The organism is Aliarcobacter thereius LMG 24486, from assembly GCF_004214815.1.
Classification (GTDB): Bacteria; Campylobacterota; Campylobacteria; order Campylobacterales; family Arcobacteraceae; genus Aliarcobacter; species Aliarcobacter thereius.
In genome coordinates, this window is the sequence record NZ_CP035926.1 from 577,991 (window position 1) to 604,068 (window position 26,078).

34 protein-coding genes are annotated in these 26,078 nt (G+C 28.1%); 29 read left to right on the top strand and 5 right to left on the bottom strand.

Features of this window, described 5'->3' with window-relative positions; genetic code table 11:
- Positions 1-6: 6 nt before the first annotated feature.
- The 22 genes from rpsS (at position 7) to ATH_RS03165 (ending at position 13,435) form a co-directional block, all read left to right on the top strand.
- Entirely contained in the window at positions 7-282 is a 276-nt protein-coding gene (gene rpsS, locus ATH_RS03060; protein ID WP_066173192.1) for a 30S ribosomal protein S19, read from the top strand.
- A gap of 2 nt (positions 283-284) precedes the next feature.
- Entirely contained in the window at positions 285-617 is a 333-nt protein-coding gene (gene rplV, locus ATH_RS03065) for a 50S ribosomal protein L22 (protein WP_066173195.1), read from the top strand.
- Positions 617-1,321 (top strand): 30S ribosomal protein S3, encoded by a 705-nt coding sequence (rpsC, locus tag ATH_RS03070; RefSeq protein ID WP_066184834.1) that lies wholly within the window; start codon positions 617-619, stop codon positions 1,319-1,321. Before rplV ends, rpsC begins: the two co-directional genes overlap by 1 nt.
- Before the next feature lie 2 nt (positions 1,322-1,323).
- Positions 1,324-1,749 (top strand): 50S ribosomal protein L16, encoded by a 426-nt coding sequence (gene rplP, locus ATH_RS03075; RefSeq protein WP_066173200.1) that lies wholly within the window; start codon positions 1,324-1,326, stop codon positions 1,747-1,749.
- Complete coding sequence (rpmC, locus tag ATH_RS03080; protein ID WP_066173203.1) at positions 1,736-1,927, top strand: 50S ribosomal protein L29; 192 nt, start codon at positions 1,736-1,738, stop codon at positions 1,925-1,927. The genes rplP and rpmC overlap by 14 nt, the downstream gene beginning before the upstream one ends.
- Positions 1,928-1,937: 10 nt before the next feature.
- Positions 1,938-2,189: a 30S ribosomal protein S17 gene (gene rpsQ, locus ATH_RS03085; protein WP_066184835.1), complete on the top strand. Its 252-nt coding sequence runs from the start codon at positions 1,938-1,940 to the stop codon at positions 2,187-2,189.
- Complete coding sequence (gene rplN, locus ATH_RS03090; protein WP_066184836.1) at positions 2,189-2,557, top strand: 50S ribosomal protein L14; 369 nt, start codon at positions 2,189-2,191, stop codon at positions 2,555-2,557. The genes rpsQ and rplN overlap by 1 nt, the downstream gene beginning before the upstream one ends.
- The gene (gene rplX / locus ATH_RS03095) at positions 2,557-2,793 is read left to right on the top strand and encodes a 50S ribosomal protein L24 (RefSeq protein ID WP_066187585.1); all 237 of its coding nucleotides are present in this window, start codon (positions 2,557-2,559) and stop codon (positions 2,791-2,793) included. Before rplN ends, rplX begins: the two co-directional genes overlap by 1 nt.
- Before the next feature lie 3 nt (positions 2,794-2,796).
- Positions 2,797-3,345 (top strand): 50S ribosomal protein L5, encoded by a 549-nt coding sequence (gene rplE / locus ATH_RS03100; RefSeq protein ID WP_066184838.1) that lies wholly within the window; start codon positions 2,797-2,799, stop codon positions 3,343-3,345.
- A complete protein-coding gene (locus ATH_RS03105; protein ID WP_024776091.1) occupies positions 3,345-3,530 on the top strand; it encodes a type Z 30S ribosomal protein S14 in 186 nt (61 codons plus the stop codon). Before rplE ends, ATH_RS03105 begins: the two co-directional genes overlap by 1 nt.
- 12 nt (positions 3,531-3,542) lie before the next feature.
- A complete protein-coding gene (gene rpsH / locus ATH_RS03110; protein WP_066184839.1) occupies positions 3,543-3,941 on the top strand; it encodes a 30S ribosomal protein S8 in 399 nt (132 codons plus the stop codon).
- A gap of 9 nt (positions 3,942-3,950) precedes the next feature.
- Complete coding sequence (gene rplF, locus ATH_RS03115) at positions 3,951-4,487, top strand: 50S ribosomal protein L6 (protein WP_066184840.1); 537 nt, start codon at positions 3,951-3,953, stop codon at positions 4,485-4,487.
- A 9-nt stretch (positions 4,488-4,496) separates the two neighbouring features.
- Complete coding sequence (rplR, locus tag ATH_RS03120; RefSeq protein WP_066173221.1) at positions 4,497-4,856, top strand: 50S ribosomal protein L18; 360 nt, start codon at positions 4,497-4,499, stop codon at positions 4,854-4,856.
- A gap of 9 nt (positions 4,857-4,865) precedes the next feature.
- Positions 4,866-5,306, top strand: a complete 441-nt coding sequence (gene rpsE / locus ATH_RS03125; protein ID WP_076605212.1) for a 30S ribosomal protein S5 — start codon at positions 4,866-4,868, stop codon at positions 5,304-5,306.
- Positions 5,307-5,309: 3 nt separating this feature from the next.
- Positions 5,310-5,708: a 50S ribosomal protein L15 gene (rplO, locus tag ATH_RS03130; RefSeq protein WP_066184841.1), complete on the top strand. Its 399-nt coding sequence runs from the start codon at positions 5,310-5,312 to the stop codon at positions 5,706-5,708.
- Between the two features lie 2 nt (positions 5,709-5,710).
- Positions 5,711-6,973 (top strand): preprotein translocase subunit SecY, encoded by a 1,263-nt coding sequence (secY, locus tag ATH_RS03135; RefSeq protein ID WP_066184842.1) that lies wholly within the window; start codon positions 5,711-5,713, stop codon positions 6,971-6,973.
- Position 6,974: 1 nt separating this feature from the next.
- Positions 6,975-7,736 (top strand): type I methionyl aminopeptidase, encoded by a 762-nt coding sequence (map, locus tag ATH_RS03140; RefSeq protein WP_066184843.1) that lies wholly within the window; start codon positions 6,975-6,977, stop codon positions 7,734-7,736.
- 9 nt (positions 7,737-7,745) lie between these two features.
- Entirely contained in the window at positions 7,746-7,964 is a 219-nt protein-coding gene (infA, locus tag ATH_RS03145) for a translation initiation factor IF-1 (protein ID WP_066173237.1), read from the top strand.
- Positions 7,965-8,032: 68 nt separating this feature from the next.
- Positions 8,033-8,701 (top strand): uracil-DNA glycosylase, encoded by a 669-nt coding sequence (locus ATH_RS03150; protein ID WP_066184844.1) that lies wholly within the window; start codon positions 8,033-8,035, stop codon positions 8,699-8,701.
- Positions 8,698-9,780: a hypothetical protein gene (locus ATH_RS03155; protein WP_066184845.1), complete on the top strand. Its 1,083-nt coding sequence runs from the start codon at positions 8,698-8,700 to the stop codon at positions 9,778-9,780. Before ATH_RS03150 ends, ATH_RS03155 begins: the two co-directional genes overlap by 4 nt.
- Before the next feature lie 45 nt (positions 9,781-9,825).
- The gene (gene aspS / locus ATH_RS03160) at positions 9,826-11,574 is read left to right on the top strand and encodes an aspartate--tRNA ligase (protein WP_066184846.1); all 1,749 of its coding nucleotides are present in this window, start codon (positions 9,826-9,828) and stop codon (positions 11,572-11,574) included.
- A 112-nt stretch (positions 11,575-11,686) separates the two neighbouring features.
- Positions 11,687-13,435, top strand: coding sequence for a YgiQ family radical SAM protein (locus ATH_RS03165; RefSeq protein WP_083190979.1), 1,749 nt, complete (start codon positions 11,687-11,689; stop codon positions 13,433-13,435).
- Positions 13,436-13,464: 29 nt separating this feature from the next.
- Here the strand turns inward: ATH_RS03165 and ATH_RS03170 are convergent, their stop codons facing one another.
- Complete coding sequence (locus tag ATH_RS03170) at positions 13,465-14,106, bottom strand: adenylate kinase (protein WP_066184847.1); 642 nt, start codon at positions 14,104-14,106, stop codon at positions 13,465-13,467.
- 115 nt (positions 14,107-14,221) lie between these two features.
- Between ATH_RS03170 and ATH_RS03175 the strand changes: the two genes are divergently transcribed.
- The 6 genes from ATH_RS03175 (at position 14,222) to ATH_RS03195 (ending at position 17,077) form a co-directional block, all read left to right on the top strand.
- Positions 14,222-14,791 carry an adenylate kinase gene (locus ATH_RS03175; RefSeq protein WP_066184848.1) on the top strand — a complete coding sequence of 190 codons (570 nt, stop codon included), beginning with the start codon at positions 14,222-14,224 and terminating at the stop codon, positions 14,789-14,791.
- Between the two features lie 19 nt (positions 14,792-14,810).
- Positions 14,811-15,566 carry a competence/damage-inducible protein A gene (locus ATH_RS03180; RefSeq protein ID WP_066184849.1) on the top strand — a complete coding sequence of 252 codons (756 nt, stop codon included), beginning with the start codon at positions 14,811-14,813 and terminating at the stop codon, positions 15,564-15,566.
- Positions 15,567-15,613: 47 nt separating this feature from the next.
- Complete coding sequence (locus ATH_RS03185) at positions 15,614-15,859, top strand: type II toxin-antitoxin system CcdA family antitoxin (RefSeq protein WP_066184850.1); 246 nt, start codon at positions 15,614-15,616, stop codon at positions 15,857-15,859.
- Positions 15,859-16,164 carry a CcdB family protein gene (locus tag ATH_RS03190; protein ID WP_066184851.1) on the top strand — a complete coding sequence of 102 codons (306 nt, stop codon included), beginning with the start codon at positions 15,859-15,861 and terminating at the stop codon, positions 16,162-16,164. Before ATH_RS03185 ends, ATH_RS03190 begins: the two co-directional genes overlap by 1 nt.
- 23 nt (positions 16,165-16,187) lie before the next feature.
- Positions 16,188-16,310: a hypothetical protein gene (locus ATH_RS09985; protein WP_257122322.1), complete on the top strand. Its 123-nt coding sequence runs from the start codon at positions 16,188-16,190 to the stop codon at positions 16,308-16,310.
- Positions 16,311-16,432: 122 nt separating this feature from the next.
- Positions 16,433-17,077, top strand: coding sequence for a CatA-like O-acetyltransferase (locus ATH_RS03195; protein WP_066184852.1), 645 nt, complete (start codon positions 16,433-16,435; stop codon positions 17,075-17,077).
- Here the strand turns inward: ATH_RS03195 and ATH_RS03200 are convergent.
- From ATH_RS03200 to uvrC, 4 genes are all read right to left on the bottom strand, one after another.
- Positions 17,072-18,232 (bottom strand): MalY/PatB family protein, encoded by a 1,161-nt coding sequence (locus ATH_RS03200; RefSeq protein WP_066184853.1) that lies wholly within the window; start codon positions 18,230-18,232, stop codon positions 17,072-17,074. The two genes, ATH_RS03195 and ATH_RS03200, sit on opposite strands and share 6 nt — an antisense overlap.
- Before the next feature lie 13 nt (positions 18,233-18,245).
- Entirely contained in the window at positions 18,246-20,495 is a 2,250-nt protein-coding gene (locus ATH_RS03205) for a methyl-accepting chemotaxis protein (protein ID WP_066184854.1), read from the bottom strand.
- 82 nt (positions 20,496-20,577) lie between these two features.
- On the bottom strand, positions 20,578-21,603 hold the full coding sequence (locus tag ATH_RS03210) for an alanine racemase (RefSeq protein ID WP_066184855.1): 1,026 nt from the start codon (positions 21,601-21,603) through the stop codon (positions 20,578-20,580).
- Complete coding sequence (gene uvrC / locus ATH_RS03215) at positions 21,581-23,437, bottom strand: excinuclease ABC subunit UvrC (RefSeq protein WP_066184856.1); 1,857 nt, start codon at positions 23,435-23,437, stop codon at positions 21,581-21,583. The genes ATH_RS03210 and uvrC overlap by 23 nt, the downstream gene beginning before the upstream one ends.
- Before the next feature lie 150 nt (positions 23,438-23,587).
- Between uvrC and ATH_RS03220 the strand changes: the two genes are divergently transcribed.
- Complete coding sequence (locus ATH_RS03220) at positions 23,588-25,996, top strand: methyl-accepting chemotaxis protein (RefSeq protein WP_066187613.1); 2,409 nt, start codon at positions 23,588-23,590, stop codon at positions 25,994-25,996.
- Positions 25,997-26,078 lie beyond the last annotated feature (82 nt).

The window sequence follows — 26,078 nt, forward strand, 5'->3', positions numbered from 1 at the left end:
TTTAAGATGGCAAGATCAATAAAAAAAGGACCTTTTGTAGATTCACACTTATTAAAAAAAGTAGTGGCTGCTAATAGTTCAAAAGATAAAAAACCAATTAAAACATGGTCAAGAAGATCAACAATTCTTCCAGATATGATTGGTATAACATTTAATGTACATAATGGTAGAAATTTTGTTCCTGTGGTAGTTACAGAAAACCATGTTGGATATAAATTAGGTGAGTTTGCACCAACTAGAACGTTTAAGGGCCATAAAGGTTCTGTTCAAAGAAAGGCGTAATAATGGCAAGAGCGATATTAAAATTTATTAGAGTTTCTCCAATTAAAGCTAGACTTATTGCAAGAGAAGTTCAAGGAATGAATGCAGAGTATGCAATTGCATCTTTACAATTTACTCCAAATAAAGCTGCGGCATTAATTTCAAAAGTAATAGCTTCAGCAGTAGCAAACTCAGGATTAGATCCAGCAGATGCAGTAATTACAAGTGCTAGGGTAGATAAAGGACCAGTTCTTAAAAGATTTACTCCAAGAGCAAGAGGTTCAGCTTCTCCAAAGCATAAACCAACAGCGCATATTATGATTGAAGTTGCAGCATCTACAAAAGGAGACAAGTAATGGGTCAAAAAGTTAATCCAATAGGTTTAAGATTAGGTATTAATAGAAACTGGGAATCAAGATGGTTTCCAAAATTTGAAACAATGCCTGCTAATGTAGCTGAAGATGACAAAATTAGAAAATTTGTTAAAAAAGAGTTATATTATGCTGGAATTGCTCAAACAGTTATTGAAAGAACTGCAAAAAAAGTTAGAGTAACAGTAGTTGCTGCAAGACCTGGAATTATCATTGGTAAAAAAGGTGCTGACGTAGAAAAACTAAAAGATTCTCTATCTAAACTTGTAGGAAAAGAGATAGCAGTAAATATTAAAGAGGAGAGAAAACCACAAGTATCTGCTCAATTATCTGCTGAAAATGTTGCTCAACAATTAGAAAGAAGAGTTGCATTTAGAAGAGCTATGAAAAGAGTTATGCAAAATGCACTAAAAGGTGGAGCAAAAGGTATTAAAGTATCTGTTTCTGGAAGACTTGGTGGAGCTGAAATGGCTAGAACTGAGTGGTATTTAGAAGGAAGAGTTCCATTACATACTTTAAGAGCTAGAATTGATTATGGTTTTGCTGAAGCTCATACAGCTTATGGTTGTATTGGTATTAAAGTTTGGATATTCAAAGGTGAAGTTCTTGCAAAAGGAATCCCAACTGAGAAATCTGAGAATACTGAGTCTAAACCAAAAAGAAGACCAGCAAAGAAAAGAGGTAAATAATTATGTTAATGCCTAAAAGAACAAAATTTAGAAAGATGATGAAAGGAAGAAATCGAGGTGAAGCTCATAGAGGTAACTCTTTAGCTTATGGAGATTTCGGAATTAAAGCAGTTGAACACGGAAGAGTAGATTCAAGACAAATCGAAGCTTCTAGGGTTGCAATGACTAGAAAAGTTAAAAGACAAGCAAAAGTATGGATTATGGTATTCCCTGACAAACCTCTTACAGCTAAACCACTTGAAACAAGAATGGGTAAAGGTAAAGGTTCAGTAGACAAATGGGTTATGAACATTAAGCCAGGAAGAGTATGTTTTGAAATGGCTGGTGTTGATGAAGAATTAGCAAGAGAAGCTTTGGCTTTAGCTATGCACAAATTACCATTTAAAACTAAATTTATAACAAGAGATAGCGAAAATGAACTATACTGAGATTAAAGACAAAAGCTTGGTAGAATTACAAGCGTTATTAAAAGAGAAAAAGGTGCTACTTTTTGAATTAAAAGCTAAGCTAAAAACTATGCAGTTAACTAATACATCTGAGTTGAATGTAGCAAAAAAAGATATTGCTAGAATTCAGACTGCTATTACAGCTGTTAAAGCTAACTAAGGATCTATAGATGTCACACAAAAGAGAGATTCAAGGTGTAGTTGTTAAAAAATCTGGTGATAAAACAGCTTCTGTTTTAGTTACAAGATCAGTTTTACACCCAAAATATCATAAAACTGTTAAAAGATTTAAAAAATATTTAATTCATGATGAAAAAAATGAGTTAAATGAAGGTGATACTGTGATCGCAGTTGAATGTAGACCATTGTCAAAAACTAAATCTTTTAGATTAAAGACAGTAGTTGCTACAGGAGTTAAATAATGATTCAAAGTTTTACAAGATTAAATGTAGCTGATAATACAGGTGCAAAAGAGATTATGTGTATCAAAGTTTTAGGTGGTTCTAAAAGAAGATATGCAACTGTTGGAGATGTAATTGTAGCTTCTGTTAAAAAAGCTCTTCCAACTGGAAAAATCAAAAAAGGGCAAGTTGTTAAAGCAGTTATCGTTAGAACTCATAAAGAAGTTCAAAGAGAAAATGGTTCATTAATTAGATTTGATGACAACGCAGCTGTTATTTTAGATACTAAAAGAGAGCCTATTGGAACAAGAATTTTTGGACCAGTTGCCAGAGAAGTTAGATATTCAGGATTTATGAAAATCGTTTCACTTGCACCGGAGGTATTATAATGTCTATTAAGTTGAAAATTAAAAAAGGTGATACAGTTAAAATCATTGCTGGTGATGATAAAGGAAAAACTGGAGAAGTTTTACAAGTATTACCAAAATCAAACCAAGTAATCGTAAAAGATTGTAAAGTTGCTAAAAAAACAGTTAAACCAGACCAAGAAAGAAATCCAGATGGTGGATTTATAAATAAAGAGATGCCAATTGATATTTCAAATGTGGCAAAAGTGGAAGGGTAAAATATGGCATCAAGACTATTAGAAAGATATAAAGCTGAAATTAAACCAGTTCTTGAAACAGAGTTTCCTAAAAACAAAACTTTAACAGCTAAAGTTGATAAAATTGTTATCTCTGTTGGTGCTGGTGAAGCTATGAAAGATACAAAGCTAATCCAAAACATCCAAGATACAATCTCTTTAATTGCAGGTCAAAAAGCAGTTAAAGTTATTGCTAAAAAATCTGTTGCTGGATTTAAAGTTAGAGAAGGAATGCCTGTTGGTGTTAAAGTAACATTAAGAGGTCAAAATATGTATTACTTCTTAGATAAACTTTGCTCAATTGCATTACCAAGAGTAAAAGACTTTAGAGGTGTTAATAAGAATGGATTTGATGGTAGAGGAAACTTTAACTTCGGACTTGATGAACAATTAATGTTCCCAGAAGTAGTTTATGATAACATCATTAAAACACATGGAATGAATATTTCAATATCTACAAGTGCAACAAGCGATGCTGAAGCATATAGACTATTAGAGTTAATTGGAATTCCATTTTCAAAAGGAAGAGCGTAATGGCAAAAAAATCTATGATCGCTAAACAACAAAGAACACCTAAGTTTGCTGTAAGAGCATACACAAGATGTTCTGTTTGTGGAAGACCTCACTCAGTATATAAAGATTTTGGTCTATGTAGAGTTTGTTTAAGAAAAATGGCTAACGAAGGTTTATTACCTGGTGTTAGAAAAGCTAGTTGGTAGGAGAAAAAAGCTATGATGAATGATTTAATCGCAGATGCTTTAACTAGAATAAGAAATGCTTCTATGAGAAGATTAGAAGTTACAACACTAATACACTCTAACACAGTGGCTGGTGTGGTTAATGTCCTTTTACAAAAAGAGTATATTTCTGGTTTTAAAGTTATCGAAGGTACAAATAATAAAAAGACGATTCAAGTTGAATTAAAATATGATGATAAAGAAAAATCAGCAATTAACGAAATTGTAAGAGTTTCAAAACCAGGAAGAAGAGTTTATAAACCAGCTTCTGAAATTAAAAACTTTAAAAATGGTTACGGTACTATTATTCTTTCAACTAACAAAGGTGTTATTGCAAATGATGAAGCATATGCAGCTAATGTTGGTGGAGAAGTACTTTGTACTGTTTGGTAGGAGAGTATAATGTCTAGAATTGGAAAAAGACCTATCGCAATTCCTGCAGGAATTGAAGTAACAATAGATGGAACACAAATTAGTGTTAAAAAGGGAAACAATGTTTCAGTAGTTGAGACTCATGGAAGAGTTGATGCAAAAGTTGAAGATAAACAATTAGTTCTTTCAAAGGTTGGTGATACAAAAGAATCAGCAGCTTTCTGGGGAACATATAGAGCTTTATCAGCAAATGCTATCAATGGACTTCACGAAGGTTTTACTAAAACTTTAGAAATCAATGGAGTTGGGTATAAAGCAGCTGTAAAAGGTAATGTTTTAGAGTTAATCTTAGGATATTCTCACCCAATTAATTTTGAAATTCAAAAAGGTTTAGAAATCTCGGTTGAGAAAAATATAATTACTGTTAAAGGTGCAGATAAACAACAAGTTGGTCAAGCTGCTGCAATTATTAGAGGCTTTAGAAAACCAGAACCTTACAAAGGTAAAGGTGTTAAGTATACTGATGAGAGAATCATCAGAAAAGCTGGAAAAACGGCTAAGAAGTAAGGTGTAACTATGAGTAGAGTAAAAGATCTAGCAAAAAAAATTGCTTTAAGAATTAAAAGAAAGAAAAGAGTTAGAGCTAATATTTTTGGTACAGCAGAAAAGCCAAGAGTAACTATTTTTAAATCTAATAAATTCATTAGTGCACAAGCTATTAATGATGCTGAAGGTAGAACTTTAGCTTCAATTAGCTCTCAAGCTATGGGATTAAATGGAAATAAAGAGAACGCTTCTAAAGTTGCAGCTGAGTTTGCTTCTAAGTTAAAAGCAGCTGGAATAGATACAGTAGTATACGATAGAAACGGATATCTTTATCATGGTGTTGTTGCAGCATTTGCTGACGCATTAAGAGAAAATGGTATTAAATTATAAGGATTAATGATGGCAGTAAATAGAGAAGACTTTCAAGAAGCAATCGTTAAAATCGGAAGAGTAACAAAAGTTGTAAAAGGTGGAAGAAGATTCAGATTTACAGCTTTAGTTGTTGTTGGTGATAAAAACGGAACAGTAGGATTTGGAACAGGAAAAGCAAAAGAGGTTCCTGATGCAATTAAAAAAGCTTTAGATGATGCATTTAAAAGTTTAGTAACTATCTCAATTAAAGGTACTACAATTGCACATGATATTGAACATAAATATAATTCAAGTAAAATATTATTAAAACCAGCTTCTGAAGGAACTGGATTAATAGCTGGAGGAGCTGCTAGACCTGTTCTTGAGCTTTCTGGTTTAAAAGATATTATTGCTAAATCTTTAGGTTCAAATAATCCAAATAACCTTGTACAAGCTACAGTTGAAGCACTTGCAAGAATAAAAGGATAAAAGATGATATTAGACAATTTACAAGCTGCTTGTGGAAGTACAAGAGAAGCTAAAAGAAAAGGTAGAGGTCAAGGTAGTGGTAATGGTAAAACAGCTGGTAAAGGACATAAAGGTCAAAGAGCTAGAGCTGGTTACAATGTAAAAAGAGGTTTTGAAGGTGGACAACAACCACTTTCAAGAAGATTACCAAAAGTAGGATTTGTTTCAAGAGTAGTTAAACCTTATTCACTAAATGTTGATAAAATTACAGCTATTGCTTCTTTAGATGAAATTACTTTAGAGAGTATTAAAACTGTATATAAACTATCAAAAAGTGTTGAAAAAGTTAAACTTATTGGAGCTACTGCTAAAAATTTAAGTGTTAAGATTAAAGACGAAAACGTTACAACTACTGGTAAATAATTATGAGTAAAGATCTAATAAATAAGATTTTTATTACATTAGGTTTTATTTTTCTTTACAGGTTACTGGCTTATGTGCCAGTACCTGGAGTAAATATAGATGTAGTAAAAGAATTTTTTGATTCAAATGCAGGAAATGCATTAGGATTAGTAAATATGTTTAGTGGAAATGCAGTTGAAAGACTGAGTATTATCTCACTAGGTATTATGCCTTACATCACAGCTTCTATTATAATGGAACTTCTAGCAGCAACTTTTCCAGCTCTTGCAAAATTAAAAAAAGAGCGAGATGGTATGCAAAAATATATGCAAATCATTAGATATACAACTATAGTTATTACTTTAATCCAATCTATTGGTGTTTCAATTGGTCTAAACTCTTTAACAGGGCAAGGTGGACAAGCAGCAATTTCAATAGATATGAATACATTTATAGCAGTTTCAGCTATTTCTATGCTAACAGGAACAATGCTTTTAATGTGGATTGGAGAGCAAATTACTCAAAGAGGTATAGGAAATGGTATTTCATTAATTATCTTTGCAGGTATTGTTTCAGCAATTCCAAGCGCTATTGGTGGAACTGTTGATTTAGTTAATAATGGACAAATGAGTATTTTTGCAGTTATTGGAATTTTACTTATAATTCTTGCAACTGTTGGAGCTATTATTTATGTTGAATTAGGTGAAAGAAGAGTTCCAGTTTCTTATTCAAGAAAAGTAATTATGCAAAATCAACATAAAAGAGTTATGAATTATATTCCAATTAAAGTAAATTTAAGTGGAGTAATACCAGCAATTTTTGCAAGTGCAATTTTGATGTTTCCAGCAACTGTTTTACAGGGTAGTCAAAATCCATATCTAGTAGTAATTGCTGATTATTTAAATCCAAGTTCTTATACTTTTAATCTATTTATGTTCTTATTTGTAGTTTTCTTTGCATTCTTTTATGCATCAATTACATTTAATGCAAAAGATATTAGTGAAAATTTAAAAAGACAAGGTGGTTTTATTCCTGGTGTTAGACCTGGAGAAAGCACTGCTGGATATTTAAATGATGTAGCTGGAAGATTAACTTTTTGGGGAGCAATATATCTAGGGCTTATCTCAACTTTACCTTGGTTAATTGTAAAAGCTATGGGTGTACCATTTTATTTTGGTGGGGTATCTGTTTTAATTGTAGTTCAAGTTGCTATTGATACTATGAGAAAAATTGAAGCTCAACAATATTCGAGTAAATATCAAACTCTAAGCGCGGTTGGACTTTAAGATGTCTATTGCTATTAGAAAACCACAAGAGATTGAAAAACTACTTGTTGCAAATCAAGCTGTTGCAAAAACTCTAAAATATTTAGAAGAGAATGTAAAAGCAGGAATGACTTTAAAAGAAGTTGATGCTATGGGAGATAAATTTATAAATAGTTTAGGTGCAAGACCTGCATTTAAAGGTTTATATGGATTCCCAAATGCAATTTGTACATCTTTAAATGAAGTTATTATTCATGGAATACCATCTGATGTTGTTTTAAAAGAGGGTGATATACTTGGACTTGATATTGGAACAGAAGTTGATGGTTGGTATGGTGATAGTGCTATTACTATGCCAATTGGAAAAATTTCTAAAAAAGATGAGGAATTGATTGCTTGTGCTAAAGATTCATTATACTATGCAATTGATATTATTCAAGAAGGAATGAGATTTAAAGAGCTTTCAAAAGCTATTGAAGATTTTATTGTTGCAAGAGGATATCAGCCACTAGTTAGATTCTGTGGACATGGTATAGGAAGAAAACCTCATGAAGATCCTGAAATTCCAAATTATTTAGAGTTTGGAAGTGTAAAATCTGGTCCAAAAATAAAAAATGGAATGGTTTTTTGTATTGAACCGATGATCTGTCAAAAAGATAGAAATCCTATTATTTTGGATAATGGATGGGATGTTGTTTCAGCAGATGGATTAAGAGGAAGCCACTACGAGCATACAGTTGCTGTTGTAGATGGTAAAGCAGTTATATTAAGCAATCGAGAATAAAGGAATATTGTGGCAAAAGATGATGTAATCGTAGTTGATGGTAAGGTTATAGAAGCCTTGCCAAATGCAATGTTTAGAGTACAGCTAGAAAATGGTCATATAGTACTATGTCATATCTCAGGAAAAATGAGAATGCATTATATTAGAATATTACCAAATGATACTGTAACAGTAGAAATTACACCTTATTCATTGGATAAAGGTAGAATAGTTCATAGAAAAAAATAGTTAAATAGAGAATTCTCTATTTAACACTTCAAACAATACTAAAGTAAAATTTTAGTAGAATCCTCTTTATGACAAAAATAAAACAAATACAAATTTTAAACTATTTTAATATGTTAAAGATGTTTGGATATAACTATTCAAAAGAGTTTATTATAGAAGAAAAGAGTAGTTGTGATTTCTCTTTACCTTCAAATAATATTGAGCTTAGAGAAGTGGTAAAATCTTGTCACTTATGTGAGCTTTCAAAACATAGAAAAAATGTACTTTTTTCATCTGGAAGAATTAATAGTAAAATTATGTTTATTTGTGATGAGCCTTCAAAAACTGAAGATGAGTTAGGAGAGTTTTATCATGGTAATAGTGGTGAAATGCTTTTAAATATGATTAAAAATGTTTTAAAATTAAATAAAGATGATATTTATATAACAACTATGCTTAAATGTAGACCAAAATTTGAAGCAAGTATTCAAAACTATGATAGTTGTTTTTGTTATTTATCTAAGCAAATTGAGTTAGTAAAACCAAAAATAATTGTAGGTTTTGGAGAAAAAGTTTTTAACTATTTTATAAAAGATGATGGAGAATTTTTACAAAAAAGAGGTGATGTTTTGAAATATGGTAATTTTACTTTTATACCAACTTTTTCTACACAATTCTTACTAAAAAATCCATCTTATAAAAAAGATTCTTATGAAGATTTAAAAAAGATTAAAACAGTTTATGAGGAGTTAATTTGAGATATATAATTAGTGCAATAATTTTAGCATTTATATTTGCTGGTTGTTTCGATAAGCAGATAGATTTAAGAACTGATGAAACTATTAAAAAAGCTAAAGAGTCACAATCTAGTGATATTTATCCTTTGGATGATAAAATAATTGAAGAAGAGATTAGTAATCTTGAAAGTAGTAAATTAAATATTGCATTTATTTATCCATCAAATTTGGTTTCAAAATATGCAAAAGGTTCAATTAATACAATCGCAGGATACTTAAACTTTTTAGAAAAAGATTATAATATACTTGTAATTGATAGTATTGATGAAAGTTTAGAAAATATTAATAATGCAATTGAAGAGGTTAAAAACAATAAGATTGATAAAGTTATTGCTTTATTTACTCCAAACTCAACTTTAACTTTAAAAGAGATTGATAGTAGTGAACTTACAATATATTTCCCTTTGATAGAGAAAAAAGATTTTATTGGTGAAAAAGAGAACTTCATTTTTGGTTCAATTTCTTATTCTGAACAACTAAAGAAATTGAGTTTTTATAGTGAAGGTGAAAATATATTATTTTACCAAGATACATATTTAGGAAATAAATTAAAAATAAGTTATGAAGAGTTAGAACTTCCTACAAGTAGTGAAAAAAGCATTAGAAGAAATGAGATAAACTTTAAACATCTTGTCGATGATGAGAGATTAAATAATAGTTTTATATTTTTAAATCTTGATATAGTTAAAAGTTCTTTAATTTTATCACAACTGGTTGCAAATGAAAAAGAACCAAAAATAATATTTGCAACTCAAGTTTTATATGACCCCGTTTTATTAACTTTAACGCAATATAAAGATAGAGAAAGATTACTTATTGCAAATTCAATAGAGAAAATTGTTGATGAATTAGAAGATTCAATTATAAGTTTTGGTGGAAATATAAATTATGAATGGGTAGATTACTCAACTTTAGTTGGAATAAACTATTTAATAAATGGAAATAATGATTTAATATCTTCAAAAATTGAAGATAATGAAGTTAAATATGGTACAAAATTGTTTATAAGTACGCCATTTGGATTTGTTAAAATTAAGTAGAGTTTAGATAGAATCGCCAATTATTTAGAAAAATGGAGTTTAATTTTGAGAACACATTATAATACAAGTGTAAAAGAGAATTTAATCGGAGAAACAGTTACTGTTGCTGGTTGGGTAAATAGTAGAAGAGATCACGGTGGAATTATTTTTATTGATTTAAGAGATAAAAGTGGTTTAGTTCAACTTGTTGCTGATCCACAAGATTGCAAAGATGCTTTAGCTATTGCTGAAACTGTAAGAGATGAGTTTGTTTTAATAGCAAAAGGAAAAGTTAGAGCAAGAGGTGAAGGATTAGAAAATCCAAATTTAGAAACTGGAAAAATTGAGATTATCTTAGAAAGTTTAGTTATTGAAAATAGATCAAAAGCTATGCCTTTTGATATAGAAGATGAAAAAGTAAATGATGAAATAAAATTAAGAAATAGATTTTTAGAACTTAGAAGTAAAAAATCATTTGATATATTTCAACTAAGAAGTAAAGCAACTATTCAAGCTAGAAATACACTTGATGACTTAGGATTCTTAGATGTAGAAACTCCAATTTTAACAAAATCAACTCCAGAAGGTGCAAGAGATTATTTAGTTCCAAGTAGAGTTCATCCTGGAGAATTTTATGCACTTCCGCAATCTCCACAACTATTTAAACAACTTTTGATGGTTGCAGGATTTGATAGATATTTTCAAATTGCAAAATGTTTTAGAGATGAAGATTTAAGAGCAGATAGACAACCAGAATTTACTCAAATAGATGTTGAGATGAGTTTTTGTACTCAAGAAGATGTAATAAAAGTTGCTGAAAAACTAATCTATGATGTATTTACAAAATGTGGTAAAGATATTCCAAAAACATTTAAAAGAATGAAATATTCTGAAGCAATGGAGAGTTATGGAAGTGATAAACCAGACTTAAGATTTGATATGCCACTTATTGATGTTATTGATATATTTGAAAAATCTTCAAATGAAATTTTCACTGATATTGCAAAAGATAAAAAAAATAATAGAATAAAAGCTTTAAGATGTCCAAATGGGGATAATGTTTTCTCAAAAAGACAGATGAAAGGTTTTGAAGATTATGTAAGAAAATTTGGTGCAAAAGGACTTGGATATTTTCAAATGAAAGAAGATGGTCTTAAAGGTCCGCTTACAAAGTTTTTTACTGAAGCTGATTTGGAAGAGATTATAAAAGTTACAAATCTTGAAGTAGGAGATGTTGTATTTTTTGGAGCTGGAGATAAAAAAACTGTATGGGATTACATGGGAAGATTTAGACTTTTCCTTGCAAATGAGATGAATATTATTCCTAGTGATAAATATGAGTTTTTATGGGTTGTTGATTTTCCTATGTTTGAAGTTGAAGATGGAAAGACAAAAGCACTTCATCATCCATTTACTATGCCAAAAGATTTAAATAAAGAAGATTTAGAAGAGATTGAATCAATAGCTTATGATATTGTTTTAAATGGAACTGAACTTGGTGGTGGAAGTATAAGAATTCACAAAGAGGAGATTCAATCAAAAGTATTTGAACTTATGGGAATAGGGGAAGATGAAGCAAAAGAGAAGTTTGGGTTTTTACTTGATGCTTTACAATATGGAGCACCATCTCACGGTGGATTTGCTTTAGGACTTGATAGAATGATAATGTTACTTGCTGGAACTGATTCAATAAGAGATGTTATAGCATTCCCTAAAACTCAAAAAGCTCAATGCTTATTAACTCAAGCTCCATCAGAAGTTGATGAAGCACAATTAAAAGATTTACATATAAGAGTAAGAAAAGTTGAGCAATAAAAGTAGCTTTTAGCTACTTGCTCAAATAATTCTTATAAAAATTTCTCTTCAAAATCCTAAACTTTAAACTAACTGCTAATTTGATAATATAAAAATAAAATAAAGATTAAAAATGATTAAACAAAACAAATTTTTACCAACAACAAAAGAAGAGATGCAAGAAAGAGGCTGGTATGAGCTAGATGTTATTTTAATAACAGGTGATGCATATATAGATTCTCCTTTTATGGGTATTGCTGTTGTTGGAAGAATTTTAGAGGATATTGGTTTTAAAGTTGGAATTATTGGACAACCAGATATTAATAGTGATATTGATATTAAAAGATTAGGTGAACCAAAACTATTTTGGGGAGTTAGTGGTGGAAGTATAGATTCTATGGTTTCAAACTATACTGCTACAAAAAAGTTTAGAAATGATGATGATTATACAGCTGGTGGGAAAAATAATAAAAGACCAGATAGAGCAACTTTAGTCTATACAAATTTAATAAGAAGATATTTCAAAAATACTGTTCCAATAGTTTTAGGTGGAATAGAAGCTAGTTTAAGAAGATTAAGTCATTATGATTATTGGTCAAATTCTTTAAGAAAACCAATATTATTTGATTCAAAAGCTGATTATATGATTTATGGAATGGGTGAACAAGCAATCATAGATTTAGGCAATTACCTAAATGAGGGAAAAGATGTAAAAACTATTGCTGGACTTTGTTATATATCAAAAGAGCCTGTAAAAGAGTATGTTCAAATTCCATCACATAAAGAGTGTTTAGAGAATAAAGAAAAATATATTGATCTATTTAGAGCTTTTTATGATAACAATGACCCAATGTATTCAAAAGGATTATGTCAAGAAGTAGATGGAAGATATTTAATACAAAATCCACCAAGTAGATATTTAGAAGAGATAGAAATGGATAAAATAGCTTCATATCCATATCAAAGAGAAGCCCATCCTTTTTATACAAAAGATGGAAAAGTTAAAGCTTTGGAGACAATAAAGTTTTCTATTATGACTCATCATGGATGTTGGGGAGAGTGTAATTTTTGTGCAATAGCAGCTCATCAAGGAAGAACAATAAGAACAAGAAGTGAACAAAATATTTTAAGTGAAGCAAAACATTTTACAACACTCAAAGATTTTAAAGGAATAATCTCTGATGTTGGTGGACCAACTGCAAATATGTATGGTTATGAATGTAAGAAAAAGATGAATCTTGGAACTTGTATTGATAATAAAAGATGTGTAGATGCACATAGACTTTGTAGAACTATGAAAGTAGATCATAGCAGAAATATAAAACTTTTAAGAGATATAAGAGCTATCCCAAAGGTAAAGAAAGCTTTTATAGCTTCAGGGATCAGATATGATTTTATTGCAGCTGATAAAAAATATGGAAAAGAGTACTTAAAAGAGATAATTGATAATCATATATCAGGTCAGATGAAAATAGCTCCTGAGCATACAAGTGATGAAGTTCTTCATCATATGGGAAAACCAGGAAAACAAACATTAATTGAATTTAAAAAAATGTTTGATGATTTAAATAAAACAAGTGGAAAAAAACAATTTTTAACTTACTATTTAATTGCAGCTCATCCAGGATGTAAAGAGAGCCATATGCATGAACTTAAACAATTTACTACTCATGAGTTAAAAATAAATCCAGAACAAGCTCAAGTATTTACTCCAACTCCAGGAACTTACTCTGCTCTTATGTACTATACAGAATTAGACCCGTTTACAAAGAAAAAAATATTTGTAGAGAAAGATCCAAGAAAAAAGGAAAAACAAAAAGAGATAGTTGTTTCTAAAAATAGCTTTTCAAAATCAAAAGTTAGCTTTGGTATGCAAGGATAAAAGAAGAAGGTAAATCTTCTTTTATATATTTATGAAAGAGCTTTAAACATATCTTCTGTTACAATAGATACATCTTTTGTCCCATCAAGCTCTATAAAAATACCTTTTTCTTTGTAGTAGTTAATTAAAGGTGTTGTTTGAGTATGATAAGCTTCAAGTCTGCTTTTTACAGTTTGGGCATTATCATCTTTTCTAATCATTAAATCACTTTCGCAATAATCACAGATATTTTCTTTTTTAGATGGATTAAATTCTACATGAAATGATGCTCCACATTTTGAACAAACTCTTCTACCTGTAATTCTTCCAACAATTAACTCATCTGGAACATTTAAAGAGATAACTTTATCTAAAGAGATATTTAAATCTTTTAATAAACCATTTAATGCTTCAGCTTGAGCCAATGTTCTTGGAAAACCATCAAGAATGAATCCATTTTTACAGTCATTTTGTGCTAATCTATCTTTGATAATACCAATAGTTGTCTCATCTGGAACTAATTTTCCCTTATCCATAAACTTTTTTGCTTCCATTCCCATCTTTGTTTTCTCTGCAATTGCAGCTCTGAACATATCTCCTGTTGAGATTTGAGGAATATTATATTTCTCGATTAGAAATTTTGCTTGTGTTCCTTTTCCAGCTCCTGGTGCTCCAAATAGCATTAAATTCATATTTTATCCTTAAATTTTTTGCCTATATTGTATAAAAAAAGCATTTAATAAGACCTAAAGAATTTAACTTGATTTGGGATATAATAAAAGCTTAAAAAATCGACTAAGGTAAGATATGAAAAAACTATTTTTAATAATCGGAGCTCCAGGAAGTGGAAAAACAACAGATGCCGAACTTATAGCAAAAAGACATGAAAATATAACTCACTATAGTACAGGCGATATGTTAAGAGCTGAGATGGCGAAAAAAAGTGTTATAGGAAATGAGATAGCAAAATATGTAAATACTGGAAATATTGTACCAATTAAAATAGCTATACAAACGATAGTAAATGCTATAAAAAATGCTCCAACAAATACAATAATAATAGATGGATATCCTAGAAGTTTAGAGCAAATGAGTGCTTTGGATGAGTATTTGAAAAATGAGAAAGAGCTAGAATTAATATCTTGTATAGAAGTAGTTGTAAGCGAAGAAGTTGCAAAAGATAGAGTGCTTGGAAGAAATAGGGGAGATGATGATAAGCTTGAAGTATTTAACAACAGAATGAATGTATATATAGAACCTTTAAAAGTTATTCAAGATTTTTATGAATCAAAAAATATCTTAAAAAAAATAGATGGTGAGCGAACTATCGAAGAGATTGTAGATGAGATGGAAAGTTTCATTTTATCAAAAATATAGTCAAAAAAGATTTTAAACAGTGAATAAAAGAGTAAATTTTTATAGCGTAATTATTGGAACTGAACTTTTAAATGGAAGAAGGAAAGATGCTCATTTTGAGTTTTTAAATCAAGAGCTTTTAAAGCGTGGTTGGGAACATAAAGCATCTTTTGTAATAGAAGATGATAAAGAGTTGATGCTAAAAATATTTAATCTTATAAAATCTGATGAACATAGTGTGATGTTCAGTTTTGGTGGAATTGGAGCAACTCCAGATGATTTTACAAGACAAATAGCTGCAGATGCTTTTACAAACTCACAAATGGAATTTAATGAAGAAGCTAAAAAAAGAATAGAAAATAGATTTAAAGATGAAGCCTATCCTCATAGAGTAAATATGGCTTATCTTCCAATAGATGCAAAACTTCTAAAAAATATTGTAAATGATGTAGCTGGATTTTATTTAGAAGATAGATTTTTTTTTACACCAGGATTTCCATCTATGAGTCAAAGTATGGTTTTGGAAGCTTTGGATAAACACTACTGTTGTTCAAATATAAAAAAATATAGAAAAACAGTAACAATTGTAAGTAGTGAAAATGATTTAATTGAAGTTATGAAAAAAATTCCAACGAACCTTGAATTTTCATCTTTACCAAAAATTATTGGAAATAAAAGAAAAGTTGTAATATCTGTTGCTGGATATAATCAAGATGAGGTAAATCTTGCTTTTCAACTCTTTTTAGATTTTTGCCTTGAAAATAAAAAAGAGTATGTTTTGGAAGATGGTTTGTAATTTATGATATAATTTATACAATATTTATATGTATAAAGGATGTGTATATGACTGCAATATATAATAAAAATGCAAAGAAAAAAGCTACAAATATTTCAATAAACTCTGACTTGCTGGAAAAAGCAAAACAATATAAAATAAATATATCTGCAAATGTTGAAAAAACTCTTGAAACTTTAATATATGAGTATGAAAAAGCAAATTGGGAAGAGCAAAATAGAGTTGCAATAGATGATTACAATAAAAGAGTAAAAGAAGAGGGTCTTTTTTCAGACCATTTTAGGAGTTTTTAATGGCTCAATTTGATGTTTATGAAAATAAAAATGAGATGACAAAAGAGAATTTCCCATATATTATTGATATACAAAATAATATTTTAAAAAATTTATCTTCAAGAGTTGTAATTCCTATGAGAAAATCAAATAAAACTATAAATATTTTAAATCCAAAGTTTAATATAAATGGTATAGAAGTTATATTATCAACTCAAGAAATTTCAACAATTTCAATAGAGAATCTTGGAGATAAAGTTTGCTCTTTGAAAGATGAAAGAGAAGAGATTATAAACTCAATCGATTTTTTGATAACTGGGTTTTAAAAAATAAAAATTAAGAGATAAAAATGATACACAACTACATAGAAAATATAAATAGACTTTTTATTACTGGAAATGCAAGAGAGCATAGTTATAGAGGGGATTTACAAGATTTATTAAATAAAATCATAGATGATAAAGATATATAGTTGTAACAAACTAACCAGCAAGAATAGTAAATGTTGGAGCTCCTGATTATAGTATTACAAAAAAAGATATTCCAATAGGATATATTGAAGCAAAAGATATAATAAATAGAAAAGGATTGGATTTGAGTTATAAGTTTTTTGATATAAATTCTTGGAATAGAAAAGAACATTTTGAACATTATAGAAAATTACAATGCACTTTTAATTTAACTTCAGAGATAGAAATAAGTAAATTTCTTGAATATACAAAACAAAATGGATATAAGTTTTATTCTTCAATTATTTGTATGATTTCTAAAATTGTTAATGAAACTTTAGAGTTTAAAATTATGAAAGAGAATGAAGATTTTATAATTTGGGGTTTTTTAAATCCAAGTTTTACAATATTTAATGAAAAAGAAGAAACTTTTTCATCTATATGGTGTGAATATAATCAAGATAAAGATACTTTTATAGAATTAATTGAAAATGATATAAATGAGTATAAATCTTCAAAACAGCTTTTTCCAAAATATAATTTGCCAAAAAATCATTTTAATATTTCTATGATTCCTTGGGTAAGTCATAGTGGATTTAATCTAAATGTAGAAAACATTGAAGATTATTTTCAGCCAATTATTACTCTTGGAAAATATAAAAATGAGAATAATAAAACTTTATTAGCAGTTACAGTGCAAATTCATCATGCTGTTTGTGATGGTTTTCATATATCAAAGTTTATAAATACTTTACAAGAGTATTGTAACAATCCAGAGAAATATTTATAAATTTTCAATAGTAAATTTTAAAGCATTTAAAGCTTGTTCTAAAATCTTTTTAGGACAAGCGATATTTACTCTTATGAAATTATCTCCATTTTCTCCAAAAGTGCTTCCAGAGATTACTCTTACCTTCCCAATCTCTTCAAGTTTTTTTGTAAATGTTGTTGAATCTAAACCAAAATTACTTATATCTAACCACATTAAATATGTAGCTTCTGCTTTTATTACTTTTATATTTGGGATATTTTTTGCTATAAAATTTTCCAAAAAATCTCTATTTTTTTCAAGATATATTAAGAGTTCTTCAAGCCAATCTTCACAATATTCATAGGCACTTATTGTTGATTCAATACCAAAAATATTTAAACTTTTTATCTCATTTTTAACTAAGTTTTCATTCAATTTTACTCTTAAATCTTGATTTGCAACAATAATATTTGAAGCTTTTAATCCTGCTAGATTAAAAGTTTTTGTAGCACTAGTACAAGTAATAGAGTTTTGTAAAAAATCTTCACAAATAGAAGCAAATGGAATAAAAGAGTAATCTTTAAAAACCAAATCTCTATGAATTTCATCACTTATTACTAAAACATTGTATTTTAAGCAAAGTTCCCCCATCTTTATAAGTTCATCTTTTCTCCAAACTCTTCCAACTGGATTATGAGGATTACACAAAATAAAAAGTTTTGGCTTTTCATTTTTTAATTTATTTTCAAAATCTTCAAAGTTTATTTCATAGTTACTATTTTTATAGACTAAATTATTTGTTAATATTTCAAGTTCATTTCTTTTTATTGCAATATTAAAATAGTGATAAACAGGAGATTGAATTAAAACTTTATCTCCTTTTTTGCAAAATGTTTGAAGAATTGTGCTTAAGCTAGGTATTACACCAGTCGTTGCTTCTATCCACTCTTTTTGTAGATCAAAATTAAATCTCTTTTTAGACCAAGATATTTCAGCTTCATAATATTTATCAGAAATAATTGTATATCCAAATATTTTATGATTTGCTTTCTTGATTATACTTTCTACAATTTTTGGAGCAACTTCAAAATCCATATCAGCAACCCACATAGGGATTACACCATCTTTTGTTGTATCCCATTTTGAGCTATCTGTATTTTTTCTTTCACATATTTTATCAAAATTATAATTCATATAAATTCCTAAATTAATTTTTCCCTAAAAACTCTTTTTCATTTACTTTATCTACAACAAGCTGTGCAATATTATCTGTTTCAACAGCAATTTGTCTTGTTTGTGAAGCTATATTTGCATTTTCTTGAGTTTGACTTTCAAGTTGATTTATAGCATTGTTTATCTGTTCAATTCCTACTAGCTGTTCTTTTGAAGAGTTTTCTATATCTAAAATAAGATTTGAAGAGTTAGATATATTTTGACTTAGGTTTTTAAATCCTTCAATCATATCTGCTGCTATCTCTTTTCCTTCATTTGCTTTAGAAGTTGCAATCTCAACAATATTTTTAATCTCTTTAGCAGCTTCGGCACTTCTATTTGCAAGATTTCTTACTTCTTGAGCTACAACTGCAAATCCTTTTCCAGCTTCTCCAGCTGTTGCTGCTTCAACTGCTGCATTTAAACTTAATATATTTGTTTGAAATGCTATTTGATCAATTACTTCAATAGCTTCATTTATCAAACTTACTTCTTTGTTTATTTCATCCATAGCAAGAGTTGTTTTATTTGCTAAAGTTTCACCAATATTAGAAGATTTAATAAGCTCTTTTGATGATTGTGAAATTTTCTCTATGGTTTGAGTATTGTTTCTTGTATTTGAAGTAATTTGCTCTAACGAAGCTGCTGTTTGCTCTAAAGAAGCTGCAGCTTCATTTGAAGAAATATTTAATCTATCAACATTTTTTAATAAAACATCTGAGCTTTTATCAAGATTCATTCCAATATTTCTATTATCAATTAACATTTCAGTTATAGAATCAGATAGACTATTTACTCCATTTGCTAGTTTTAAAAGATGTTCTTTTAAACCTTTTTTATCTATTTTATTTAAATAGTTATAATTTGCATATTGCTCTAAGATTACTAAAACATTGTCAATATTATTTTCTAAATTATCAGCCATATTATTTAAAACATTTTTTAGCTCAGTTAATGCAGGGTTTGATACATTTATATTTAATCTTTGACATAAATCACCTTGCTCAAATTCGCTTAAAACAGCAATTGTTTCATCAATTAATTTTCTATCTTCTTCAATAGATTTTTCAGTTATTTCAATGTTTTGATTTATCTGCTTTGCTATTACTCCAAATTCATCAATAGAGTCTATTTTTATTTTTTCTGTACTTGAAATCTCTTTGTTTAAATATTTGAAAAATGAAATAAGACCATCTCTTATACTTTTTAAAGAGTTTAAAGATGTTTTTAAAGTAAAGAAAATTGAAAAAGAAATCACAAGCATAGTAATAATAGATGCTAATATTATAAGATACATTGTTTTATATGCATCTTCAAAAATTTCATCATAATTTACACCACCTACAATTGTCCAGTTCCAATCTTCAAAAATTTCAAAAATAACAAATTTTTCTGAACCTTCCCAAAAATAGTTTAGCATTCCTTCTTTTGCATTTAAAATCTCTTTAATAATAAAAAAACCATTTTTATCACTTATTTCTAAACCATTTCCTTTAAGAGAAGGATGAAGAATAAAATTACCATAATCTTTGCTTGAAGTGTTTGAATTTAAAATATAGTAATAACCACTATTTCCAATCTTTTTATCACTAATTGTTTTGAATAACTCTTTTATATCATTTTCAATATCATATCCTATAAATGCTATTGCTATAATCTCACCATCTTTTTTGATAGGAATATATTTTGACATATAATTTTTACCAAACAAAAAGGCACTTCCTAAATACTCTTCACCTTTTATAACTTTTTGATAGCTTGGATGAGTTTTATCAAGCTTTGTACCAATTGCTCTGCTTCCATCTTCTTTTTTTAAACTTGTTGAAACTCTTATAAAATCATCTTTATCTTTTACAAAAATAGTAGCAATAGAACCTTTTGTATTTTGTTCAAAAATATCAACAATATCAAAATTTAGATTTATGATTTTATTATTTATAGTTAAAGCTGGAGTAGATAAATCACCAATTTTTATTAAAATCGATTTATCAAGTTTAATATCTTTTACCATATTAAAAAATACTTCGCCTAAAGCATCAGCACCTGATTTAGATACTTTATTGAAAGTATTTATATTTTCAACTAATAAAGAAATCTCTTTATAAATAGTAATTTCACTATTTTGTTTCATTGTTTCAAAAGTTTTTTTAACTATTAAAAAAGTCAAAACTGACATTGAAATAATAATTGCAATAATTGAAACAGAAACTACCTTTGCAGTTACAGATCTTTTTATGAAATCCATTTTAAGCACCTTATGAAGAAATTAGTAAATAATATTTTACCATAAATAATATTTAAAAGTGCCTAATAATACAAAAATAATATTATTCTATTATCTCTCTTTTTATATTCTCTTTTAATGAGCAAGTAATTTCATAAGAGATTGAATTATGTATTTTTGCTAGTTTTGTAACATCATCAAAAATACAAACTTCATCATCATCACTATTTATAGAAAGATTGTCCATTGATACTCTTCCTAAAATATTATAATTTTTTGGAGTAAGGTATGGAGTATTTCCATCTAATCTTAAAAAACCATCTCCATAACCAATATCATAAGTTGAAACAATCATCTTTGAATCAGCTGTAAAGTTTCCTCCATAACCAACACTTTGCCCTTTTTCTAAAGTTCTTGTTGCCATTTTATTTGCCCAAAGTGACATAATAGGTTTTAATTTTGGGAAATCTAAAATCTGTGAATTATCTAAATATCCATAAGTTGCAATACCAACTCTAGCAAAATCTTCATCGAAAAATTCCTTTCTAAAAAGAGCACTAGAATTGCAAGAGTGAAAAGCTGGTAAAGGTAAAAAAAGTTTTTCACATACCTTTTTAACCTTAGCTTTTGCTTTATTAAAATTTTCATTTTGCCAAAAAAAATCAGTACTTAAATTATCTGCTCCTCTATGATGTGTGAAAACTCCTGCAATATTGGCTTTTTGCTTCAAAAGCCCGAAAATAGCATCTTCTATCTCATCATAAGATATTCCATTTCTATGCATACCAGTATCAATTTTTAGATGAACATTGGCTTTTGATGGGACTTTTTTTATATCTTCAACACTATTTATTGCTATGTGAAAAGTATGTGAATAGTTGTGAAAAGATGTATCAGCTAGAACTAAAATATATGGGAAAAATGATTCTATTTTTTGTGCATCTTTTATAGTTCTTACAACTGCTTTTTTAATACCAAACTCACTTACTAGTTTTGCAATTTCAACTAAACCGTGACCATAAGCATTGTCTTTTAAAACAATTGCCACTTTATCTTTACTTCTTGCTTTATTACTTATTACTTCTAAATTATAAAATAGCTTATTTTTATCTAGTAGAATCTTCGCCACTTTTTTCCTTTGTAAAATATTCAATTAAATTTTCTGCATCTTTTTCATTTAACACTGATTTTAAATCTTCAAAACTTGCATCTCTAATTTTTTGAAACTCTCCAAAATAGAGTAAAAGCTTTTTGATTTTTGCTTCACCAATACCTTTTATTTGTAAAAGTGAAATCTCTTTATCTTCTTTTCTTTTCTGTTTTTTATGAAAACTTATAGCAAATCTATGTGCTTCATCTCTCAATCTTTGAATAAATTGTAATCTTTTATCACTAGTAAGAAGAGCCAAGCTTTTTATCTCTTTGTTTTGCTTAAAATGAACAATATCTTTTGCATTTCCTTTAGCCCTATATGCTTTTGCATCAACCTTTTGCTTAGAAATTGCAATAATATCTAAATTTACCCCAATAGAAGAAACTATTTCAAAAGCAAGTTTTAATAAAGTTGATCCACCATCAATTATCCATAAATCAGGAGGACTGCTTTTTGAAAAACTTTCAACTCTTCTATATAAAACCTCTTTCATTTGTGAATATTCATCAAGGCTTTCAAGATTATAATTTCTATACTCTTTTTTATTAAAACTCTCAAGCTCTTTATCCCAAACAATCATTCCACCAACTCTTGCTTGACCCATAAAATGTGAATTGTCAAATACTTCAATATAATTTGGTTCAACACTTAAAGAGAAAAGCTCTTTTATATCACGATAAATACTATTTTCATCTTTTAAATTTTCAAGTCTTAATAGTTCATCACAATTATTTAAAGCAATTTTTATAATAGATGCTTTTTTATCTATTTTAGGATTTATAATTTTAATTTTTTTATTAAATTTTTTTTGTAAAAAATCTTCTATATCTTCAAGTTCTAAAATTTCATCTGCCAATAAAATCTCTTTTGGAACAATAGGAAGTTCATTTGAATAGTAGTTTATAATTGATCTTTTATAAGCTTCTTCTAAATCAAACTCCAAATCTGAACTCATTTTTATAAAATCATAACTCGATGATGCAAGTTTTCCATCTCTTATGAACATTTTTACTAATACAGCTTTTCTTGAACTAAATTTTATAGCAAAAATATCTAAATCATCATTTGTTGTTAAATCTATTGCTGTTTTTATTTGAGATTTCTCAATAGTTTTTATTCTATCTCGTATATTTAAAGCTTCTTCAAATCTAAAATTATTTGAATAAAACTCCATTTTCTCTTTTAGTTTATTTATAAGTTTTGATTTATTGTAAATATAAGTTAATGCATCATCAAGTAATTTTTTATAATCTTTTTTATCAATTTTATCTTCACAAGGAGCTAGACATTTTCCAATTTGGAAAAAAAGACAAGCTTTATTGGATTTTATACAAGATTTTTTTTGAACCAAAGGTATAATTTCATAAATACTATCAAGCATATCTTTTGCACCACTTGAATATGGACCAAAATATTTTATATTTTTACCTTTTTCAATCTTTCTAGTGATTTCTAGTCTTGGGAAATCTTCATTTAAATCAACATATATATAAGGATAAGTTTTATCATCTCTTAATAAAACATTATATTTTGGTTTTAGTTGTTTGATTAATGAATTCTCTAGAATTAAAGCATCGTGTTCATTTGGAACAATAATCCACTCTAAAGATATAGTTTCACTAATCATTTTAAAAATTCTTGGACTTAAATCTATATTTGCTTCTAATTTAGGAGTAAACCTAAAATAGCTTTTAACTCTATTTTTTAGATTCTTAGCTTTTCCAATATATAAAAGATGTCCATTTTGATCAAAATATTGATAAACTCCTGCTTGATTAGGAAGTTGTTTTAGTTTTTCTTCTAAATTCATTTTGAAATATTATCCCAAATAGACTTTTAATGACTTTATTTATTTTTAAATTTTATAGAATCAAAAAATTATAAGTTTATAAAAGTTATTAAATGAAATAATTATAATTAAAAATATATAATACTTAAAATGTACAAAAGGATGGAGTTTATGAAGAAATTAAATTTTGGTACAAAATTATTATTAATTTTGCTTAGCTCAGTGATTATATTATTAGGAACAATGATATATTTTACAAATAGTAGTTCTTACGAAAATGCTGAAATACAAGCAAAGAATCTTATAAGAACAACTGTTGAAAAATATGCATATGAAAAAGATTCAATTTTTGAAAAATCTGCTATTGTGGTTCAATCAATAAAAAATAGATTAGAAGTATCTATTGAAAAAAATGAACTTCTTACAAAAGAAGGAATGGTTGAATTCCAAAAAAATGTAGTAAGCGATAATGAGTTTTTATATGGAGCATGGGTTAGCTTCGCTGATGATAGTTATGTGTTTAGCAGATATGATGGAAGTGATAATAAAATATTTTATACAGAAGAGGGAATATTCCAACCATATATTAGAAATGATAATGGTAAATTAGTTGAGGGTTCTTTACCAAAATTTGATGCAAATGATAGTGATATAAAAAAAGCAATAGAAACAAGAAGAGTTTCTATATCAGAACCATATGAATATAACTTATTTGGTACAAAAGTACTTATGCTAACTGTTTCAGCACCTGTTATGGTAAAAGATAAAATCATAGCTGTTGTTGGAGTTGATTTTACTCTTGATTATATACATAAAATAATATCAGAAGTAACTCTTTTTGAAACAGGTTATTTATCTTTATATGATAAAGAAGGAACAATCGTTTCGCATCCTATAACATCAAATATAGGGAAAAAATTATCTGATGTAACAAAAGAAGAAGGAGTATTAAAAATTATTTCAGAAGGTAGAGAAGGAAAAAGTTATAGCTATGTAAATAAAAGCTTAAGAGATGGAACAATCTCATATATATATTCATTTCCTTTTGAATTCTTAGATACTAATGATTTTTGGATGATGACAGGAACTGTTTCTGTACCTGAATATATGGAAGATGCAAACTATGTAAGAAATTTCTCTTTGGCTTTTGCTTTTGTTGTAACTTTAATAATAATTGTAATAGTTTTAACAAGTATGAGAGCTCTTAATAGAAACTTATCTCTTATTAGTGCTGGTTTATTTTCATTTTTTAGTTTTTTAAATAAAGAGAGTAAAGATACAAAATTAATAGAATTAAAATCAGAAGATGAATTTGGAACAATGGCAAGAGTTATAAATGAGAATATAACAAAGACAAAAGCATTAATAGAACAAGATAATATATTAATAGAAGATGTAAAAAGAGTAGTAGAGTCAGTAAAAGAGGGATATTTAAATAAAAGGATAAATAAATCTACACAGAATGAGTCATTAGAGGAGCTAAAGAGAAGCTTTAATGAGATGCTAGAAGTTACAGAGTCAAATGTATGTGTAGATATAAATAAAGTAGTAGAGATATTAGATAACTATTCAGATTTAGACTTTAGAAAACAAATAGAAAATGATAATGGAAAGATATCTCAAGGAATAAATGAACTATCGCATATAATAAATGATATGCTAAAAGATAATAAATCAAATGGATTAACACTAGAAGATAGTTCAACAACACTTTTAGCAAATGTAGATAAGTTAAATTTATCTTCAAATGAAGCAGCAGCATCTTTAGAAGAAACAGCAGCAGCTCTTGAAGAGATTACTTCAAATATTAGAAACAATACAAATAGTATTGCACAAATGGCAAAATACTCAAATGAAATAACAGTTTCATCTAAAAAAGGAGAAGAGTTAGCAAATAAAACAACTCTAGCTATGGATGAGATAAATGTAAAAGTAAATATGGTAAATGAAGCAATAAGTGTAATAGATAATATAGCATTCCAAACAAATATCCTAAGCTTAAATGCAGCAGTAGAAGCTGCAACTGCTGGAGAAGCTGGAAAAGGATTTGCAGTTGTTGCTCAAGAAGTAAGAAATCTTGCGAGTAGAAGTGCAGAAGCAGCAAGTGAAATAAAAAGAATAGTAGAAGAAGCAACAGTAAAAGCTAATGAAGGAAAAGATATAGCTTCAAATATGATAGAAGGATATAAAGGTTTAAATGAATCAATAGAGCAAACAATAAACCTAATATCAGATGTAGAGATGTCAAGTAAAGAACAACTAAGTGGAATAGAGCAAATAAATGATGCAGTAAACCAATTAGATCAACAAACACAACAGAATGCATCAATAGCATCACAAACAAATAATATAGCACTAAGTGTAGATGAGATGGCTAAAGTAATAGTAAAAGATGCAAATGATAAAGAGTTTATAGGGAAGAATGAAGTAAAAGCAAAAGTAACAGATATAAAAGTAATAAAGCAAGAGAATATAATAAAAAAAGAAGAGAAGAAAGAAGTAGCAACAAAAATAAAGAAAGTAGAAAAAGTAGAAAAATTTGTAAGTAGTAAAACAGATGATGAATGGGAAAGCTTCTAAAAGAAGCTTCTCTCACTTTTTATTAATTTAAAATAGAATTAAGCAAAAAACTAATAGAATAAGTTACCAAAGGATAATTTTT

What these genes read in the sequence shown, in the direction of transcription:
- rpsS (WP_066173192.1), top strand. Translation starts at nt 7, where the DNA reads ATGGCAAGATCAATAAAAAAAGGACCTTTTGTAGATTCACACTTATTA.
- rplV (WP_066173195.1), top strand. Translation starts at nt 285, where the DNA reads ATGGCAAGAGCGATATTAAAATTTATTAGAGTTTCTCCAATTAAAGCT.
- rpsC (WP_066184834.1), top strand. Translation starts at nt 617, where the DNA reads ATGGGTCAAAAAGTTAATCCAATAGGTTTAAGATTAGGTATTAATAGA.
- rplP (WP_066173200.1), top strand. Translation starts at nt 1,324, where the DNA reads ATGTTAATGCCTAAAAGAACAAAATTTAGAAAGATGATGAAAGGAAGA.
- rpmC (WP_066173203.1), top strand. Translation starts at nt 1,736, where the DNA reads ATGAACTATACTGAGATTAAAGACAAAAGCTTGGTAGAATTACAAGCG.
- rpsQ (WP_066184835.1), top strand. Translation starts at nt 1,938, where the DNA reads ATGTCACACAAAAGAGAGATTCAAGGTGTAGTTGTTAAAAAATCTGGT.
- rplN (WP_066184836.1), top strand. Translation starts at nt 2,189, where the DNA reads ATGATTCAAAGTTTTACAAGATTAAATGTAGCTGATAATACAGGTGCA.
- rplX (WP_066187585.1), top strand. Translation starts at nt 2,557, where the DNA reads ATGTCTATTAAGTTGAAAATTAAAAAAGGTGATACAGTTAAAATCATT.
- rplE (WP_066184838.1), top strand. Translation starts at nt 2,797, where the DNA reads ATGGCATCAAGACTATTAGAAAGATATAAAGCTGAAATTAAACCAGTT.
- ATH_RS03105 (WP_024776091.1), top strand. Translation starts at nt 3,345, where the DNA reads ATGGCAAAAAAATCTATGATCGCTAAACAACAAAGAACACCTAAGTTT.
- rpsH (WP_066184839.1), top strand. Translation starts at nt 3,543, where the DNA reads ATGATGAATGATTTAATCGCAGATGCTTTAACTAGAATAAGAAATGCT.
- rplF (WP_066184840.1), top strand. Translation starts at nt 3,951, where the DNA reads ATGTCTAGAATTGGAAAAAGACCTATCGCAATTCCTGCAGGAATTGAA.
- rplR (WP_066173221.1), top strand. Translation starts at nt 4,497, where the DNA reads ATGAGTAGAGTAAAAGATCTAGCAAAAAAAATTGCTTTAAGAATTAAA.
- rpsE (WP_076605212.1), top strand. Translation starts at nt 4,866, where the DNA reads ATGGCAGTAAATAGAGAAGACTTTCAAGAAGCAATCGTTAAAATCGGA.
- rplO (WP_066184841.1), top strand. Translation starts at nt 5,310, where the DNA reads ATGATATTAGACAATTTACAAGCTGCTTGTGGAAGTACAAGAGAAGCT.
- secY (WP_066184842.1), top strand. Translation starts at nt 5,711, where the DNA reads ATGAGTAAAGATCTAATAAATAAGATTTTTATTACATTAGGTTTTATT.
- map (WP_066184843.1), top strand. Translation starts at nt 6,975, where the DNA reads ATGTCTATTGCTATTAGAAAACCACAAGAGATTGAAAAACTACTTGTT.
- ATH_RS03150 (WP_066184844.1), top strand. Translation starts at nt 8,033, where the DNA reads ATGACAAAAATAAAACAAATACAAATTTTAAACTATTTTAATATGTTA.
- ATH_RS03165 (WP_083190979.1), top strand. Translation starts at nt 11,687, where the DNA reads ATGATTAAACAAAACAAATTTTTACCAACAACAAAAGAAGAGATGCAA.
- ATH_RS03170 (WP_066184847.1), bottom strand. Translation starts at nt 14,106, where the DNA reads ATGAATTTAATGCTATTTGGAGCACCAGGAGCTGGAAAAGGAACACAA.
- ATH_RS03175 (WP_066184848.1), top strand. Translation starts at nt 14,222, where the DNA reads ATGAAAAAACTATTTTTAATAATCGGAGCTCCAGGAAGTGGAAAAACA.
- ATH_RS03185 (WP_066184850.1), top strand. Translation starts at nt 15,614, where the DNA reads ATGACTGCAATATATAATAAAAATGCAAAGAAAAAAGCTACAAATATT.
- ATH_RS03190 (WP_066184851.1), top strand. Translation starts at nt 15,859, where the DNA reads ATGGCTCAATTTGATGTTTATGAAAATAAAAATGAGATGACAAAAGAG.
- ATH_RS09985 (WP_257122322.1), top strand. Translation starts at nt 16,188, where the DNA reads ATGATACACAACTACATAGAAAATATAAATAGACTTTTTATTACTGGA.
- ATH_RS03200 (WP_066184853.1), bottom strand. Translation starts at nt 18,232, where the DNA reads ATGAATTATAATTTTGATAAAATATGTGAAAGAAAAAATACAGATAGC.
- ATH_RS03205 (WP_066184854.1), bottom strand. Translation starts at nt 20,495, where the DNA reads ATGGATTTCATAAAAAGATCTGTAACTGCAAAGGTAGTTTCTGTTTCA.
- uvrC (WP_066184856.1), bottom strand. Translation starts at nt 23,437, where the DNA reads ATGAATTTAGAAGAAAAACTAAAACAACTTCCTAATCAAGCAGGAGTT.
- ATH_RS03220 (WP_066187613.1), top strand. Translation starts at nt 23,588, where the DNA reads ATGAAGAAATTAAATTTTGGTACAAAATTATTATTAATTTTGCTTAGC.